The organism is Sphingobium sp. TA15 (genome assembly GCF_037101235.1).
In the GTDB taxonomy this organism is placed as follows: Bacteria; Pseudomonadota; Alphaproteobacteria; order Sphingomonadales; family Sphingomonadaceae; genus Sphingobium; species Sphingobium indicum.
The window spans coordinates 3079233-3096480 of sequence record NZ_AP025355.1 but is presented as its reverse complement, the minus strand read 5'-3'; the positions used below and the strand labels follow the sequence as shown (position 1 = coordinate 3096480).

The window sequence follows — 17248 nt, the reverse complement described above, 5'->3', positions numbered from 1 at the left end:
GCCGGTGGAAGCGCCGGATGGGCGCGTTCCGCGGCTTCATTTCGACTTGCCGGCTTCCGGCTTCACCTTCTGCCCCGGCGTCAGGAAGGCGCCGGCCGAAGCCACGATGCGTTCATCGCCGTTGAGGCCGTTCAGGATCGACACGCCCGCATCGGTCACCTGGCCGATCTTGACGTCGCGCCGCTGCACTTCGTTCCGGCCGTTGACGACATAGACGAAATTGCCCTTCTCGTCGCTCTGCACCGCCGATTCCGGCAGCATCGGCGCGGAGCCGCTGCCGCTGACGATCGCGGCGGAGGCGAAGCCGCCCGGACGGATCGCGGGATCATAGGGGATAGCGATGCGGGCTATGCCCTGGCGGGTCTGGTTGTCGACCACCGGCGACACCTGCCAGATGCGTCCGGCAAATTGCGCCGTGCCGCCGACCGGGGTCACGGTGGCGCTGTTGCCCGGACGGATCGCGGCCAGGTCGCCCTCGCTGACCTGGGCCAGCATCTCCATCTCCCCGCCCTTGGCCATGCGGAACAGCACGGCGCTGCCCGCGCTCACGATCTGGCCGGGTTCCACGGCGCGGGTCAGCACCAGCCCGGCGGCAGGGGCGCGGATGTCGAGCCGGCCGGTGCGGGCGCGCTGCTCGGCCAGTTGCGCGGCGGCCACGTTCACGCGCGCATTGGCCGCGTCGCGGGTGGCGGTGCGCTGGTCGATGTCGGCCTGGCTGATGAAGCCGCGCGAGACCAGCGACTTGGCGCGGTCGAGCTGGGCCTGCGCCAGCTTGGCGTCGGCGCGCGCGACCTCCACCTGCGCGGCGAGGGAGCGGATCTGCTCGGTCTGGACGGAACGCTCGACGGTCGCCAGCACCTGCCCGGCGCGCACCCAGTCGCCCGGCTGCACCAGCACCCGCGTCACCGCGCCGCCTTCGCCGACCACGCCCACCGGCATCTCCACCCGCGCCGCGAGCGACCCGGTGGCGCTGACGGTGTTCGACACGGTCGACCGGCCGGGGCTGATCACCGTCACGACCGGCGCCTGCGCCGCATTGGCGGGCGCGTCGGCGCCGTTGCCGCGCATCCCGACCCAGGTGGCGACGGCGATCAGCACGATCGCGACCACGGCGCCGATCGTCAGCCGGCGGCGCCAGACGGAGCGCTCCTCCTGCTCGCCAAGGACATTTGCCGGAGCATCGCCGACCAACGAAGTTTCGTAATTCATCCTGAACCCATCTTTCGGCCATAGGCGCCGTTCGGGTTGCTGTATTATATGAATACATCACCCGGCTCAAGCCCCCTTCGTCACGGCGGCGCGGAGGGACGCAAAGCCCTTGCCCCGCCGATGCGGGCCCTTGCCAAAACGGCCCGACTATGGCGCTATGGCCGGTATAGCGGGCGGAGGGCGGCGATGGAATTGCTCGGATGGATAATGGTCGGCCTGTTCGCGGGCGCCATCGCGCGGCTGGTCATGCCCGGGCGCGATCCGGGAGGCTGCGTCCTCACCATATTGCTGGGCATCGCCGGCGCGCTGCTGGCGGGCTATGTCGGGCGGCTGCTGGGCGTCTATGCCCCCGGAGAGCGGGCGAGCTTCATCGCGGCGGTGCTGGGGTCGATCGGCGTGCTGGCGCTGTACCGCTTCTTCGCCCGGCGCGGCTGAGGCATGAAAAAGGGCCGCGCCCTTACCGGGCACGGCCCTTTTGCTCGCCCATGCTGCTGTTCAGCGAACCGAACCGCGCCGAACCAGGTTGACGATCGCCAGCAATATGATGGCGCCGACCAGCGACACCAGGAAGCTGTAGAGCGTCAGGCCGTCATTGATCGAACCGCCGCTGAAGATCAGGCCGCCGACGAACGCGCCGACAATGCCGACGACGATGTTGAGCAGGATTCCCTGCTGTGCGTCGGTCCGCATGACCATGCTGGCGAGCCAGCCGATGATGCCGCCGACGACGAGCCACAAGATGATGCCCATTTCTTACTCTCCTTGGACCATAGCCCCTTTCGGGTGGGCTGATCTGTTCAACGGAGAAGTCGGCGTTACGTTCCCTTTCGCTCTTGACAAAGAAGAGAGCCGCCGGACGTCATGTCCGGCGGCTCTCCTGTGCGACCCTTCATTGCTGAAACGGTTGATCAGTATTTCTGCTGCCGTTCGTAGAGGGACTTGTAATATTGGATGCGCGTCACGCGCAGGCCATGCATGCCCGAACGGTCGACGGCGCGCTGCCAGCTCGCAAATTCCTCGAGCGTCAGCGAATAGCGGGCGCAGGCTTCGTCCACGGTCAGCAGGCCGCCATTCACGGCCGCCACGACCTCCGCCTTGCGACGCACGACCCAGCGCGTGGTGTCGACAGGCGGCAGGCTTTCCAGAGTCAGGGGTTCTCCTAGCGGCCCGACGACCTGTGCAGGTCTGATTTTCTGGTTTTCGATCATTATCACCCTCAATAGCGGCACTGGCGTTGCCGATTTCAGCAGTGTTCCCTGTTTGCGCTTCAAGCCCTGAACAGGCCCTAAAGCGCCACGGTAAACGCCCCCTTCATCATCCTTGTCCCACTTTTAAAAGGTTCGCGATCAACGGGTTGAAGCTGCCCGCGAGCCCCACGGCCTCGATATTGCCGCCGGAACGTGGCGCGAGGATATCGGCCAGTTCCTGGACCCAGTCCCCTTCGATTTCCTGCCCCCGCAGGACGCCCGCGACCGCCAGCGCGGTGGGGCTGGCCGCCTGCGCCGCCGCCGAAGCGGCCCGCAAGGACGGCCAGACCGGCACGCGCCGCCGGCCCGAAGGCTTGACGAAGCCGGCCTTGAGCCCGCTCGTCCGAAGGAATCCCAGATCCATGGGAGGAGGGTTTACGGAGCAAAGGATAAGGTCCGGTAAATTTGGACCCCGAAATGGCGGAGGGATGCGACAAAGCGTTGAATCCGTCTGGTGGACGGGGATCGGGACGACTATATGCGCGCCCATGCAGCCCCCTTTTCAGCCTGCCCAGTTCGATCTGAAGGCTCCGCCCGATGCGCGGCGCATCGTCGTCGCCATGTCGGGCGGCGTGGACAGCAGCGTCGTCGCCGCGCTCGCGGCGCGCACCGGGGCGGAAACCATCGGCGTGACGCTCCAGCTTTACGATCATGGCGCGGCGGTGGGCCGCACGGGAAGCTGCTGCGCCGGGCAGGACATACGCGATGCGCGGGCGGTCGCCGATCGCATCGGCATCGCCCATTATGTCTTCGATTATGAAAGCCGGTTCCGGGATTCGGTGATCGCCGACTTCGCCGACGAATATATGGCCGGGCGCACCCCCATTCCCTGCGTGAAATGCAATATGGGGGTGAAGTTCACCGACCTGTTCCAGATCGCGCGCGACCTGGGGGCCGACTGCCTGGCCACCGGCCATTATGTTCGCCGGGTGGAAGGGCCGCAGGGCGCCGAACTGCACCGCGCCGCCGACTCGGCGCGGGACCAGAGCTATTTCCTCTTCGCCACGACCCAGGCGCAGTTGGACTATCTGCGCTTCCCGCTGGGCGGCCTGCCCAAGCCGCAGGTGCGGGAGATCGCGGCGGAACTGGGCCTGTCGGTCGCCTTGAAGCCGGACAGCCAGGACATCTGCTTCGTGCCCGACGGCGACTATGCGAAGATCGTGCGCAAGCTGCGCCCCGACGCGGACGAGGGCGGCGACATCGTCCATATCGACGGCCGCCTGATGGGCACCCACAAGGGGATGATCCACTATACCGTCGGCCAGCGCAAAGGTCTGGAGATCGGCGGCCAGGCCGAGCCGCTCTACGTCGTGCGGCTGGACGCGGAGGCGCGCCGCGTGATCGTCGGGCCGAAGGCGGCGCTGGCGGTGTCGGCGGCGCGGCTGAGCGACATCAACTGGCTGGGCGGGGATTTTGCCGGACCCTTGACGGCCAAGGTCCGCTCCATGGCGAAACCCGTGCCCGCCCGGCTGGAGGGGGACCGGCTGGTCTTCGACGCGCCCGAATATGGCGTCGCGCCGGGGCAGGCGGCGGTGCTCTATGCGGGCGACCGGGTGCTGGGCGGCGGCTGGATCGCGGCGACCGAGGCGGCGCTGGCGGAGGCGGCGTAGAAAGCCTTATGTGTTCCTGCGAAGGCAGGAACCCAGTCCCACCGTCTGAACTGGGTTCCTGCCTTCGCAGGAACACGGATCATGAGCCCCCACCTTGCCCTTTCCCGCCCCGCCAAGTAAGGCCCGCGCGTCATGACTCGTCCGCTCACCTTCGCCATTCCCAAGGGGCGCATCCTCGATGAGGCGCTGCCCCTGCTCGCCCAGGCCGGTATCGAGCCGGAGGCGGAGTTTCACGACAAGAAAAGCCGCGCCCTGCGCTTCGCCACCAACCGGCCGGACGTGTCGATCATCCGCGTGCGCGCCTTCGACGTGGCGACCTTCGTGGCGCATGGCGCGGCGCAGATCGGCATCGTCGGATCGGACGTGCTGGAAGAGTTCGATTATTCCGAAATCTACGCGCCGGTGGACCTCGACATGGGCCATTGCCGCCTGTCGGTCGCCGAACCCGAAGGCTTGGCGGATGAGGATGAGGCGGCGATGAGCCACGTCCGGGTCGCGACCAAATATCCCTACCTTACCCGCAAATATTATGAGGCGCGGGGCATCCAGGCCGAATGCGTGAAGCTGAACGGCGCGATGGAACTGGCGCCGTCGCTGGGCCTGTCGCGGCGGATCGTCGACCTTGTGTCCTCCGGCGCGACGCTGAAGGCCAACGGGCTGGTGGAGACCAACGTCATCATGGCTGTGTCGGCGCGGCTGATCGTCAATCGCGCCGCCTACAAGATGCGCTCGGCCGAACTGGTGCCGCTGGTGGAGGCCTTCCGCAGGGCCGTGGGGGGCAAGGATGCAGCTTGACTTCATAAGCCCCTCCCGCAGGCGGGAGGGGGGACAAATGTCATGACCTTCCGCCTTTCCACCACCGACAGCGACTTCGCCGCCGCCTTCGCCGCCCTGGTCGACGCCCGGCGCGAAGCCGACGAGGATGTATCCCGCGACGTCGCCGCGATCCTGAAGCGCGTCCGCGCAGAGGGCGACGCGGCGCTGGCCGATTATACCAGCCGCTTCGACCGGCACGACCTGGACGTCAGCGGCTGGGCGGTGGAGCCTGCTCAATGCCGCAAGGCGCTGGAGAGCATCTCCACCGAATTGCGCGGCGCGCTGGAACTCGCGGCGGCGCGCATCGCGGCCTATCATGAAAAGCAGAAGCCGCAGGACAGCGACAGCGTCGACGCGGCGGGCGCGCGTCTGGGTGCGCGCTGGAGCGCGGTGGACGCGGCGGGGCTGTACGTGCCCGGCGGCCGCGCCGCCTATCCCAGTTCGCTGCTGATGAACGTGATCCCCGCCAGGGTCGCGGGCGTCCGGCGCATCGCCATGGTCACGCCGACCCCCGATGGCGAGATCAATCCGCTGGTGCTCGCCGCCGCCGCCATCGCGGGGATCGAGGAAATCTGGCGTGTCGGCGGGGCGCAGGCGGTGGCCGCGCTCGCCTATGGCACGGACCGGATCAGGCCGGTCGACGTCATCACCGGCCCCGGCAATGCCTGGGTGGCGGAGGCGAAGCGCCAGCTTTACGGCGTGGTCGGCATCGACATGGTGGCGGGCCCGTCGGAGATCGTCGTGGTCGCGGACGGTAGGAACGATCCCGACTGGATCGCCGCCGACCTGCTCAGCCAGTCGGAACATGACCCGACCAGCCAGTCCATCCTCTTCACCGACGACGCGGCCTTCGCCGATGCGGTCGCGGCGGCGGTGGACCGGCGCCTGCCGCTGCTGTCGACGCAGGCGGTGGCGACGACGAGCTGGAACGCCAACGGCGCGATCATCGTCGTGCGCGACCTGGACGAAGCCATGCCGCTGGTCGACCGCCTGGCCGCCGAGCATCTGGAACTGGCCGTGGACGATCCCGACGCCCTGTTCGCGCAGGTGCGCCACGCCGGGTCCGTCTTCCTGGGCCGGATGACGCCGGAGGCGGTGGGCGATTATGTCGCCGGGCCAAACCATGTGCTGCCGACCGGCCGCCGGGCGCGCTTCTCTTCGGGCCTGTCGGTGCTGGACTTCATGAAGCGCACCAGCTTCCTCAGCCTCGACCGGCGCGCCATCGACGCCATCGGCCCCGCCGCCGTCGCGCTGGCGGAGGCGGAGGGGCTTCCTGCCCATGCGGCTTCGGTCGCCTTGAGATTGAAATGACTCGTTCAAACCGCCCGAACGGCTATAGGGAATCCCGATGAACGACCGCTCCAAATCCCGCTCCGCCGCGCGCCTCGCCGCGGTCCAGGCGCTGTACCAGCTGGAGATGGAGGGCACGCCGCTCCACCTGCTGCTGCATGAATTCCACCAGCACCGCCTGGGCGCGACCATCGAAGACGTGACCTATGCGCAGGCGGAGGAGAGCTTCTTCGACGATGTCGTGCAGGGCGTGGACCGCCGCCGCGAGGAGATCGACGCGCTGATCGTGGCGCGCCTCTCCAAGGGGTGGAGCCTGGAGCGGCTCGACAAGCCGATGCGGCAGATTTTGCGCGCAGGCACCTATGAACTGCTCGCCCGCAAGGATGTGGCGACCGGCACCGCGATCAGCGAATATGTCGACGTCGCCCACGCCTTCTACGACAAGCGCGAGGCGGGCTTCGTCAACGGCCTGCTGGACGCGGTGGCGAAGGATGTGCGGAAATAGGGGCTGTTCTATCCTCGACAGAACAATGTGCTCCTGCGCAGGCAGGAGCCCAGACCCACCGTCTGAACTGGGCTCCTGCCTGCGCAGGAGCACGGAACGCTAAAGAGGGGCGGTGGCGCCATGTCCGCTGAATCCCGTTTCCTGACCCTGCTCCGCCTGCTGGCGAACGACCCCGCCGCTCAGGGCCTGCGGGACGATGTGGCGGTGCTGGAAGTCGGCGGCGCCCGGCTGATCCTGACCAGCGACACGATGGTGGAGGGGGTGCATCATCTCCCCGCCGATCCGCCCGCCGACATCGGCTGGAAGCTCGCCGCCGTGAACCTCTCCGACCTTGCGGCCAAGGGCGCGAAGCCGCTCGGTTGCCTGCTCAACTATGCGCTGTCCGGCGATGAATCCTGGGACGCCGCCTTCCTCGAAGGGCTGGGCGAGGCGCTGGCGCGTCACGCCATGCCTTTGCTGGGCGGCGACACGGTGCAGATGCCGCGTGGCGCGCCGCGCAGCTACAGCCTGACCGCGCTGGGCGAAGCGACCGGCCCCGTCCCCCTGCGCGGCGGCGCGAAGGCGGGGGACAGGCTCTATCTGACCGGCCCGGTGGGCGATGCGGGCATCGGCCTGGAGCTGCTGCAAACCATGCCCCGCGCATCCGGCCCGCTGGTCGACGCCTATCGCCGCCCGCGCCCGCGCCTGGCCGAAGGGGCGCTGCTCGCGCCGCACGTCCATGCGATGATGGACGTGTCGGACGGCCTGCTGATCGACGCCGCCCGCATGGCGGAGGCAAGCGGGCTGGCGGTCACCATCGACCATATCCCCCTCTCCCCCGCGCTGGAGGCCACGCGGGGCGCCAGCAACGCGGTCCAGATCGCGGCGGCGCGGGCCGGGGACGATTATGAACTGCTCTTCGCCCTGCCCGCCGCGGTCAAGCCGCCCGTGCGCGCCATCCCCGTCGGCCGCTTCGCCAAGGGCGGGGGGCTGACGCTGAAGATCGACGGCGTGGCGATCCCGCTGCCGGACCGGCTCGGCTGGGAACATGGCTGATTTGGCTTAATATCGTAACGGGTTGACGCAGCCCGTCCGCCCTGTAGCTTCACCCCCCGACCTTTCTCAGCCCGGTAGGACCGCATGACATGCGTGAGCTACGATGCTGATCGACGCGGTGCCCGAAGCCGGAAGCGCATGTTCCGGCCGCCCGCCCCTACGCCCTTCGCCCGCCCGTCATTCCCTGCGGAGCGGCCGATGACAGACATGACAGGGGGAGAGGAACATCCATGCAGATTGTCACGATTGCCATAGGGTGCGGCCTGCTGGCCGTGCTCTACGGCCTGTTCACCAGTCGACAGGTGCTGGCGGCGTCCGCCGGCAATGAAACCATGCAACAGATCGCCGGCGCGATACAGGAGGGGGCGAAGGCCTATCTCAGCCGCCAATATGCCACCATCGCCGTGGTCGGCGTCGTCGTCGCGGCGCTGGTCTTCTTCTTCCTGGGCGCGACGTCGGCGGTCGGCTTCCTGATCGGGGCGATCCTGTCGGGCGCGGCGGGCTTCATCGGCATGAACATCTCCGTGCGCGCGAACGTCCGCACGGCGGAGGCCGCGCGCGGCACGCTGCAAAGCGGACTGACCGTCGCCTTCCGGGCGGGCGCGATCACCGGCATGCTGGTGGCGGGGCTGGCCCTGCTCGCGATCAGCGTCTTCTTCTGGTATCTGACCGGACCGGCGGGCCATGCGCCCGACGACCGGATCGTGATCGACTCCCTCGTCGCGCTGGCTTTCGGCGCCAGCCTCATCTCCATCTTCGCCCGTCTGGGCGGCGGCATCTTCACCAAGGCGGCCGACGTCGGCGCTGACCTGGTCGGCAAGGTGGAGGCGGGCATTCCGGAGGATGACCCGCGCAACCCCGCCGTCATCGCGGACAATGTCGGCGACAATGTCGGCGACTGCGCGGGGATGGCCGCCGACCTGTTCGAAACCTATGTGGTGACGGTGGGCGCGACCATGGTGCTGACCGCGCTGCTGGTGACGGGCGTCGACAACGCCTTCCTGATGCGCCTGATGTCGCTGCCGCTGATCGTCGGCGGCGTGTGCATCATCACCTCCATCATCGGCACCTATATGGTGCGGCTGGGCGCGAGCCAGTCGATCATGGGCGCGCTCTACAAGGGCTTCTGGACCACCGCGATCCTGTCCATCCCGGCCCTCTATGCCGTGACGCGCTTCGCCCTGGGCGACCTCGACGCCCGTTTCGGCGCCGATCTGGACGGGGCGGGCGGCTATACCGGCATGGCCCTCTTCTGGGCGATGATGGTCGGCCTGGCGGTCACGGGCCTGATCGTCTGGATCACCGAATATTATACCGGCACCAACTACCGCCCGGTGCGCAGCATCGCCCGCGCTTCGGAAACCGGCCATGGCACCAACGTCATCCAGGGGCTGGCCGTCAGCCTGGAGGCCACCGCTTTGCCGACGCTGGTGATCGTGGCGGGCATCATCGTCGCCCATCAACTGGCGGGCCTGATCGGCATCGCCTTCGCCGCGACCGCCATGCTGGCGCTGGCGGGCATGGTCGTGGCGCTGGACGCCTATGGCCCCGTCACCGACAATGCGGGCGGCATCGCGGAAATGTCCCATCTGGACGACAGCGTCCGGGTCAAGACCGACGCGCTCGACGCGGTGGGCAACACCACCAAGGCGGTGACGAAGGGCTATGCCATCGGATCGGCGGGCCTGGCCGCGCTGGTGCTGTTCGGCGCCTATACGGAGGATCTGAAATTCTACAACTCGGCTCTCGGCCTGACCGAGCCGGTCGATTTCAGCCTCTCCAACCCCTATGTCATCGTCGGCCTGCTGCTGGGGGCGCTGCTGCCCTATCTGTTCGGCGCGATGGGCATGACCGCCGTTGGACGGGCGGCGGGCGACGTGGTCAAGGACGTGCGCGAGCAGTTCGCCACCAACAAGGGCATCATGGAGGGCACGTCGCGGCCCAATTACGCCCGCACGGTGGACCTGGTCACCCGCGCCGCGATCAAGGAGATGATCGTGCCCAGCCTGCTTCCCGTGCTGGCGCCGATCGTCGTCTATTTCGCGATCTCCGCCGTGGCGGGCACGCCCAACGGCTTCGCGGCGCTGGGCGCGCTGCTGCTGGGCGTCATCGTCTCCGGCCTGTTCGTGGCGCTGTCCATGACCTCCGGCGGCGGCGCGTGGGACAATGCGAAGAAGTATATCGAGGACGGCCATCATGGCGGCAAGGGCAGCGAAGCCCATAAGGCGGCCGTGACCGGCGACACGGTCGGCGATCCCTACAAGGACACGGCGGGACCGGCGGTGAATCCGATGATCAAGATCACCAACATCGTCGCCCTGCTGCTGCTGGCGGCGCTGGCGCACGGCGCGTAACACCCCGGTAAAAAAGGGAAAGACAGGGAAATGGCTCCGCCTTATAGAAAGGCGGGGCCATTATTTTACGGGGGAAAGATTGAGGGGGTTTTCTGTCGTCGCGGGCATCGCGCTCGCGCAGCTTTGCCTGTCCGCCAGCGCGCAAACGGCGCCCGCGTCCAAGGAATGGCCGATAGAGGCCTTTGCCGAACTGCCGGCGATGGTGGAACCGCAACTCTCGCCCGACGGGACTCGCCTGGCCGCCAGGGTGGCGCGCAATGGCGAACTGCTGCTGCTGATCGCCGCCATCGCGGATGGACCGGACCGGCTTCATGCCCTGCCATTGGGGGAACATGACCTCAACTGGTGGCGCTGGGTCAATGACGACTGGCTGATCGCGGGCATCGGCAGCGAGGCCAATGTCCAGGGCATGCCCTGGTCGATCAGCCGGGTCGCCAGCATCAAGCGGGACGGGTCGAAGATCAACATGCTGGCCAAGAATGTCGCGGCGCAGAATGGCGACGACGTCATATGGGTCGCCCAGGACGGCAGCCCGCGCATCCTGCTGGCCTATCAGACGTCGATCTACAGCAATGCCGCCGGCTTCTGGCCTCAGGTGGACGAGGTGGACGTTTCCACCGGCAAGCTGCGCACCGTGGTGCAGCCGCGCCAGAACGTCATGTCCTGGTATGCCGATGCGACGGGCGCGGTGCGCATGGGGGTGGGCTATGACGATGCGACGCGCACGTCGAAGCTGCTCTATCGCGCCGATGGCCGGTCCAGCTTCCGCATGATCGACCGGGCAGACCGCCGCCGCGACGAATCCATGGTCGTGCCGCTGCTGTTCACCGCCGATCCGGGCAAGGCGATCGCCAGCGACGATCATGAGGGCACGGACGCCCTGTACGAATATGACCTGAGCAGGCTGGAACTGGGCAGAAAGGTCTTTGCCGCGCCGGGCTTCGACATCGACCGGATCGAACGCGATACCGCCGGCACCGGCCTTGCGGGCGTGCGCTATACCGCGGACGGGCCGGGCGTGCACTGGTTCGACGAGGGGCTGGCGAAGGTCCAGGCCGACATCGACAAGGCGGTGGGGACAGGCCGGCCTGCCCGGATCGTGTCCACCAGCCGGGACCAGCAGCGCATGATCGTGCATGTCGGCGGCGCGGACCAGCCGGGCACCTATTATTATTACGACACCGCCGTCGGCGCGATGAGCATGTTGGCGAAGATCAGCGACAAATTCGGTCCCAAGGTCCATCTCTCGCCGGTCAGGACGATCCGCTACAAGGCGCGCGACGGGCTGGAGATCGCCGCGGTGCTGACCCTGCCGGCGGGCAGGGATGCGAAGGATCTGCCGCTGATCCTGATGCCGCATGGCGGCCCCTTCGCCCGCGACAGCGAGGAATGGGACTGGTGGGCCCAGTTCCTAGCCCATCGCGGCTATGCGGTGCTGCAACCCAATTATCGCGGTTCTTCCGGCTACGGCACAGCCTTCGCGGAAAAGGGCGAGGGGCAATGGGGCCTTGCCATGCAGGACGATCTCAACGACGCGGTTGACTGGGCGGTGAAGAAGGGGATCGCCGACGCGAAGCGGGTCTGCATCGTCGGCGCCTCCTATGGCGGCTATGCGGCGATGCGCGGCGCGCAACGCGACGGCGCGCGCTATCGCTGCGCCGTGTCCTATGCCGGCGTGTCGGACCTTTCGGCCATGATGCGCTATGACAGCCGTTTCCTGAATCATGGCGGGCGCAAGGATTGGCTGAAGGAGCAGGCGCCCGATTTCGCCGCCGTTTCCCCCATCCATTTCGCCGCCCAATTTTCCACCCCCATCCTGCTGATGCACGGCAAGAAGGATCGGCGGGTGCAGGTGAACCAGTCGCGCGAGATGGCGGAAAAGTTGAAGGCGGCGGGCAAGGTCGCCGGGCGCGACTATATCTATGTCGAACAGCCGCTGGCCGACCATTTCTTCTCCCGCCAGGCCGACCGGCTGGAATTCCTCCAGCGCCTCGACGCCTTTCTGAAGGAGCATAATCCCGCCTGAACCATGACGGGCAGGGGCGCGTCACAAATAAGAAATGATATAGTCACATGATTGTAACGCATCGGTCATAGTTCGCGCCCGTCCGCCACCATGGCGAGGGAGAATGACATCATGCGACCGATCCACAAGCTGCTGCCCGCGCTCGCCCTGCTGGCCGCCCCCGCCGCGGCGCATGCCAACGAGGACGAACAGCTTTGGACCACCGCCAGCGCGACGGTGAAGCTCAGCGATCGCTGGCGCTTTTCGCAAGAGGTCGTCGCCCGGTTCAGCGACGATCGCGACGGGCTGTACGAGGTCGAGATGAATTCGCTGATCGGCTACAGGATCGGCGGGAAGGTGACGGTCTGGGCGGGCTACACCCACGATCCCAATTATAATGGCGGGGACTTCGCGGTCATGGAGCATCGCGGGCGCCAGCAGGTGACCTTCGACAATATCGTGAAGGTCGGCCCCGGCCAGCTCAGCGCCCGACTGCGGCTGGAGGAACGCTGGCGCGAGGGGATCGACGGCACCGCCTGGCGGCTGCGCCCCTATGTCAAATATGTGCTGCCGTTCCGGGAAGGCGGCAAAACCGCGCTGCTGCTCAGCCATGAGAGCTTCATCGACTTGAACACCACCAATTTCCAGCGGGTGCAGGGCGAGGAGCGGATGCGCAACCTGATCGCCATCACCACCCCGATCGCGAAGAATGTGAATGCGGAGATCGGCTATCTGCACCAGCACGGCTTTCGGCCGGACGCCGACGACAGCAACGACCATGTGGCGTCCTTTTCGCTGGGCTTCAGCTTCTAACCAACCTAATCCTCCCTGCGCGCAGCGTGGGGAGGGGGACCATGCGAAGCATGGTGGAGGGGAAATGCGCAGGGCGTGCCCCCTTTCCCCTCCACCACCGCTTTCAGCGGCGTCGAAGAGAGTCACGTGCCTCTCTTCGACCCTCCCCATCTCCCGATGGGGGGAACAGGATAGGTCCGCTCTCCCCCCAACCCGCCAGACTTGCCCAGCCCGCCCCCGCCAGCCTATACGCCGCGCCATGACCAGCGAACCCTTCCGCTCGCAACTGGCGGCGCTAGAGAAGCGCGGCCGCCTGCGCCGCCTGATGCCGCGGGCCGGGCGGGATTTCGCCTCCAACGACTATCTCGGCCTCGCTTCCGACCCCATCGTCGCGCAGGCGGTGGCGGACGCGGTGGCGCGGGGCGTGCCGGTGGGTTCGGGCGGATCGCGCCTGCTGCGCGGCAACGCGCCGGAGCATGAGGGGCTGGAGGCGAAGGCCGCCGACTTCTTCAAGACCCAGGGCGCGCTGTTCATGGCGAACGGCTTCGCCGCCAATCTCGCGCTATTCTCCACCCTGCCGCAGCGGGGCGACCTGATCGTCGCGGACGAACTGATCCACGCCAGCGTCCATGACGGCATCCGCATGTCGAAGGCGGCGGCGGTCTTCGCCCGCCATAATGACGTGCAGAGCTTCGCCGACCTGATCGCGGCCTGGCGGCAGGAGGGGGGCAAGGGCCGCGTCTGGATCGCGGTGGAGACGCTCTATTCCATGGACGGCGACATGGCCCCGCTCGGCGACCTGGCGACGCTGGCGGCCCGGCACGATGCCATGCTGATCCTGGACGAAGCGCATGGCACCGGCGTCTTCGGCCCGTCCGGGCGCGGCCTGTCGGCGGGCCTCGACGGGCTGCACAATGTCGTGACGCTGCACACCTGCGGCAAGGCGATGGGGGTGGAGGGCGCGCTGATCTGCGGGCCGCGCCTGCTGATCGATTATCTGATCAACCGGGCGCGGGCCTTCATCTTCTCCACCGCGCCCTCGCCGCTAATGGCGGTCGCGGTGTCCGCCGCGCTCGACCGGATCGAACAGGCGAGCGACCTGCGCGCCCGCTTGAAGACCCTTCAGGTCGACGCCGCCGAATCGATCTGCGCCCCGCTGGGCCTGCCCGCGCCGCGCAGCCAGATCATCCCGGTCATATTGGGCGAGGATCGCCGCGCCATGGCCGCCGCCGCCGCCCTGCAGGAGGCAGGGTTCGACGTGCGCGGCATCCGCCCGCCGACCGTGCCGCCGGGCACCAGCCGCCTGCGCATCTCGCTCACCCTGAATGTCGGCCGCGCCGACATCGCCGCCCTGGGCGAAGCGCTGCGCCGGGTAACGGCATGAGCGTCTTCATCGTCACCGGCACCGACACGGACATCGGCAAGACGGTGTTCGCCGCAGGCCTGGCCGGGGCGCTGGGCGCTTATTATTGGAAGCCGGTGCAGGCGGGCGTCGACCCCGAAGGCGACAAGGAACGGGTGGCCTCCCTCTCCGGCCTTCCCGCCTCGCATATCCTGCCCGAAGCCTATCGCCTGACCACCCCCGCCTCGCCCCATCTGGCGGCGCGGATCGATGGGGTGGAGATCGCGCTGGACCGGTTGGCGTTGCCGCAGGTCGACGGCCCGCTGGTGGTGGAGGGCGCGGGCGGCCTGATGGTGCCGGTCAGCGAAACGCTGCTGATGATCGATCTGTTCGCTCATTGGGGCGCGCCGGTCATCCTCTGCGCCCGGACGGGGCTGGGCACGATCAACCACAGCCTGCTCAGCCTGGAGGCGCTGCGGGCGCGGGCCATACCCGTCGCCGGGATCGCCTTCATCGGCGAACCGCATGAGGAGAATGAGCGGATCGTTCCGCTGCTGGGGAAAGTGCCCAGTCTTGGCCGCCTGCCCCATCTCGATCCGCTGGATGCGGATACTCTGAAAACCGCCTTCAAGACCTCGATCCGCCTGCCTTAAGGCCCCAATCCTCACCTCCGTTCGCCCTGAGCCTGTCGAAGGGCTCCACTTTCCTTTCAAAAGAAGTGGAGCCCTTCGACAAGCTCAGCCCGAACGGAAGTGGGTGACTGGAATCCCTCTCCCGGAAAACCACACCCGCCGATTTTTTCGACCAACGACATGGACATCCCCGCTTCGGGACGCTCAATTCCCCACATCGCATAAAGCAAGGGAAAGCTTTGATGAAATATCTCCTCCTCGGCGCAGCGGCGGTTGCGCTGGCCGCGGGCGCGTCCGTCGCCCAAGTGGATCAGAAGCCGACATACGGCAGCTACGGCTTCGACAGCGCAGGCATGGACAAGTCGGTGAAGCCCGGCGACGATTTCTACGATTACGCCAACGGCGCCTGGGCCAGGAACACGCCGATCCCCGCCGACAAGTCCAATTACGGCGCATTCAACACGCTGGACGACCTGTCCCGCGAACGGACCAAGGCCATTCTCGACGCCGCGCAGGCCGACCCGGACAGCAAGATCGGCGCGGCCTATGCCAGCTATCTCGACGCCGCCACGGTGGAGAAGAAGGGCCTGACCCCGGCCCAACCCTGGCTCGCGAAGATCAGGGCGGTGAAGGACAAGGCCGCCTATGCCAGGCTCGCCGCCGAAGCCGCCCGCGCAGGCATTGACGGCCCCTTCGGCTTCTACGTCAATCAGGACGACAAAGACCCCGAAACCTATATCCTCGTCCTGCACCAGTCGGGCCTCGGCCTGCCCGACCGCGATTTCTATCTGGAGCCGGACGCCAAGATGGCGGCGATCCGCACCGCCTATGTCGCGCATCTGGAAAAGATGCTGACGCTGGCGGGCGAAGCCGACGCCAAGGCGCGCGCCGCCGCGCTGATGGCGTTCGAAACCGAAGTGGCCAAGGTCCACTGGACCCAGGTCGACAGCCGCGACGCCGACAAGACCTACAACAAGATGACGCTGGCCGACCTGCAAAAGGCCGCGCCGGGCTTCGACTTCGCCGCCTATTTCGCCGCCAACAAGCTCGCGCCCAGGGATCTGCTGGTGTCGCAGCCCAGCGCCGTCGCCGGGGAAGCCGCGCTGATCGCCAAGGCCCCGGTCGGCCTGCTCAAGGACGCGCTGCTGCTGCGCACGCTGCACGGCTTTGCCGACACCCTGCCCGACGCCATCGCGAACGAGAATTTCGCCTTCTACGGCACCACCCTGTCGGGCACGCCCGAACGTGAAGCCCGCTGGAAACGCGCCGTGGACTTCCTCAAATCCTCGATGGGGGAGGAAGTGGGCAAGGCCTATGTCGCCCAATATTTCCCGCCCGAAACCAAGGCGGCGATGGACCGGCTCGTCAAGAATGTGATCGCCGCCATGGGCCGCCGCATCGACGGCCTGACCTGGATGAGCGACCCGGCCAAGGCCCGCGCCCACAAGAAGCTGGCCGCCTTCACGCCCAAGATCGGCTATCCCGACAAATGGCGCGATTATAGCGGCCTGACGATGAAGCGCGACGACCTGTTCGGCAACGCGCTGCGCTCCAACCAGTTCGAATTCGACTATCAGATGGGCAAGCTCGGCAAGCCCATCTATCGCTGGGAATGGGGCATGACCCCGATGGAGATCAACGCCTACGCCAATTTCGGCATGGTGGAGATCGTCTTCCCCGCCGCCATCCTGCAACCGCCCTTCTTCGATCCCCATGCCGATCCGGCGGTCAATTATGGCGGCATCGGCGCGGTGATCGGCCATGAACTCAGCCATCATTTCGACGATCAGGGCGCGAAATATGACGAGACCGGCAAGCTCAACCAATGGTGGAGCGATCAGGACGTCGCCAATTTCAAGGCGCTGACGGACAGGCTGGTCAAGCAATATGACGCCTATGAACCCTTCCCCGGCGCGCATGTGAAGGGCGCCTTCACTTTGGGCGAGAATATCGGCGACCTGGCCGGAGTCGCGGTGGCGCTGGACGCCTATCACGCCTCGCTGGGCGGCAAGCCCGCGCCGATGATCGACGGCACCACCGGCGACGAACGCTTCTTCCTGGGCTGGGCGCAGGTGTGGCGGCGCAACTATCGCGAACCCAATCTGCGGCAGCGACTCGTCACCGATCCGCATTCCCCGTCGCAATATCGCGCCGACACCGTGCGGAACTTCGACCAATGGTATTCGGCCTTCAAGCCGGAGGCGGACGGCAAAATCTATCTTGCGCCGCAAGACCGGGTGAAGATCTGGTAAGACTCGAAAGGGGCCGGATCGGCGCGAATCCGGCCCCTTTTTTAGTTCCGCCAAAGCAATGACTTTCCGCAACGGCGAAACGTTTTGGTCCTGCGATCAACTGCATTTTGCTGGATGACCGTCTCTTAAATGCAACATTTTATCGGATCGCTCTTTAAT

Annotated in this window: 16 protein-coding genes; 12 read left to right on the top strand and 4 right to left on the bottom strand. The window is 67.0% G+C overall.

Annotation, left to right across the window (positions count from 1 at the left end):
- Positions 1-36 precede the first annotated feature (36 nt).
- On the bottom strand, positions 37-1209 hold the full coding sequence (locus Sj15T_RS15220; RefSeq protein ID WP_013038916.1) for an efflux RND transporter periplasmic adaptor subunit: 1173 nt from the start codon (positions 1207-1209) through the stop codon (positions 37-39).
- Positions 1210-1395: 186 nt separating this feature from the next.
- Here Sj15T_RS15220 and Sj15T_RS15215 point away from each other — a divergent pair, with 186 nt between their 5' ends.
- On the top strand, positions 1396-1644 hold the full coding sequence (locus Sj15T_RS15215; RefSeq protein ID WP_007687290.1) for a GlsB/YeaQ/YmgE family stress response membrane protein: 249 nt from the start codon (positions 1396-1398) through the stop codon (positions 1642-1644).
- 60 nt (positions 1645-1704) lie between these two features.
- Here Sj15T_RS15215 and Sj15T_RS15210 read toward each other — a convergent pair whose 3' ends face one another.
- From Sj15T_RS15210 to Sj15T_RS15200, 3 genes are all read right to left on the bottom strand, one after another.
- Positions 1705-1959: a GlsB/YeaQ/YmgE family stress response membrane protein gene (locus Sj15T_RS15210; RefSeq protein ID WP_007687288.1), complete on the bottom strand. Its 255-nt coding sequence runs from the start codon at positions 1957-1959 to the stop codon at positions 1705-1707.
- Between the two features lie 158 nt (positions 1960-2117).
- Entirely contained in the window at positions 2118-2417 is a 300-nt protein-coding gene (locus Sj15T_RS15205) for a DUF1153 domain-containing protein (protein WP_007687284.1), read from the bottom strand.
- Between the two features lie 106 nt (positions 2418-2523).
- Positions 2524-2820, bottom strand: a complete 297-nt coding sequence (locus tag Sj15T_RS15200; RefSeq protein WP_007687283.1) for a hypothetical protein — start codon at positions 2818-2820, stop codon at positions 2524-2526.
- A gap of 124 nt (positions 2821-2944) precedes the next feature.
- Between Sj15T_RS15200 and mnmA the strand changes: the two genes are divergently transcribed.
- The 11 genes from mnmA (at position 2945) to Sj15T_RS15145 (ending at position 17089) form a co-directional block, all read left to right on the top strand.
- The gene (gene mnmA / locus Sj15T_RS15195) at positions 2945-4066 is read left to right on the top strand and encodes a tRNA 2-thiouridine(34) synthase MnmA (RefSeq protein ID WP_013038914.1); all 1122 of its coding nucleotides are present in this window, start codon (positions 2945-2947) and stop codon (positions 4064-4066) included.
- Between the two features lie 132 nt (positions 4067-4198).
- Positions 4199-4861, top strand: coding sequence for an ATP phosphoribosyltransferase (gene hisG / locus Sj15T_RS15190; RefSeq protein WP_013038913.1), 663 nt, complete (start codon positions 4199-4201; stop codon positions 4859-4861).
- 42 nt (positions 4862-4903) lie between these two features.
- A complete protein-coding gene (gene hisD / locus Sj15T_RS15185; RefSeq protein WP_013038912.1) occupies positions 4904-6193 on the top strand; it encodes a histidinol dehydrogenase in 1290 nt (429 codons plus the stop codon).
- A gap of 37 nt (positions 6194-6230) precedes the next feature.
- Positions 6231-6677, top strand: a complete 447-nt coding sequence (gene nusB / locus Sj15T_RS15180) for a transcription antitermination factor NusB (protein ID WP_007687279.1) — start codon at positions 6231-6233, stop codon at positions 6675-6677.
- A gap of 120 nt (positions 6678-6797) precedes the next feature.
- The gene (gene thiL / locus Sj15T_RS15175; RefSeq protein ID WP_013038911.1) at positions 6798-7712 is read left to right on the top strand and encodes a thiamine-phosphate kinase; all 915 of its coding nucleotides are present in this window, start codon (positions 6798-6800) and stop codon (positions 7710-7712) included.
- 230 nt (positions 7713-7942) lie between these two features.
- Positions 7943-10066, top strand: coding sequence for a sodium-translocating pyrophosphatase (locus Sj15T_RS15170; RefSeq protein ID WP_007687277.1), 2124 nt, complete (start codon positions 7943-7945; stop codon positions 10064-10066).
- 79 nt (positions 10067-10145) lie between these two features.
- Positions 10146-12092 (top strand): alpha/beta fold hydrolase, encoded by a 1947-nt coding sequence (locus tag Sj15T_RS15165; protein ID WP_013038910.1) that lies wholly within the window; start codon positions 10146-10148, stop codon positions 12090-12092.
- Between the two features lie 111 nt (positions 12093-12203).
- Positions 12204-12884, top strand: coding sequence for a DUF2490 domain-containing protein (locus Sj15T_RS15160; RefSeq protein WP_013038909.1), 681 nt, complete (start codon positions 12204-12206; stop codon positions 12882-12884).
- A 238-nt stretch (positions 12885-13122) separates the two neighbouring features.
- Complete coding sequence (locus tag Sj15T_RS15155) at positions 13123-14247, top strand: 8-amino-7-oxononanoate synthase (RefSeq protein ID WP_013038908.1); 1125 nt, start codon at positions 13123-13125, stop codon at positions 14245-14247.
- Positions 14244-14858 (top strand): dethiobiotin synthase, encoded by a 615-nt coding sequence (gene bioD / locus Sj15T_RS15150; RefSeq protein WP_013038907.1) that lies wholly within the window; start codon positions 14244-14246, stop codon positions 14856-14858. Before Sj15T_RS15155 ends, bioD begins: the two co-directional genes overlap by 4 nt.
- A gap of 221 nt (positions 14859-15079) precedes the next feature.
- A complete protein-coding gene (locus tag Sj15T_RS15145; RefSeq protein ID WP_013038905.1) occupies positions 15080-17089 on the top strand; it encodes a M13-type metalloendopeptidase in 2010 nt (669 codons plus the stop codon).
- The last annotated feature ends 159 nt before the right edge of the window (positions 17090-17248 follow it).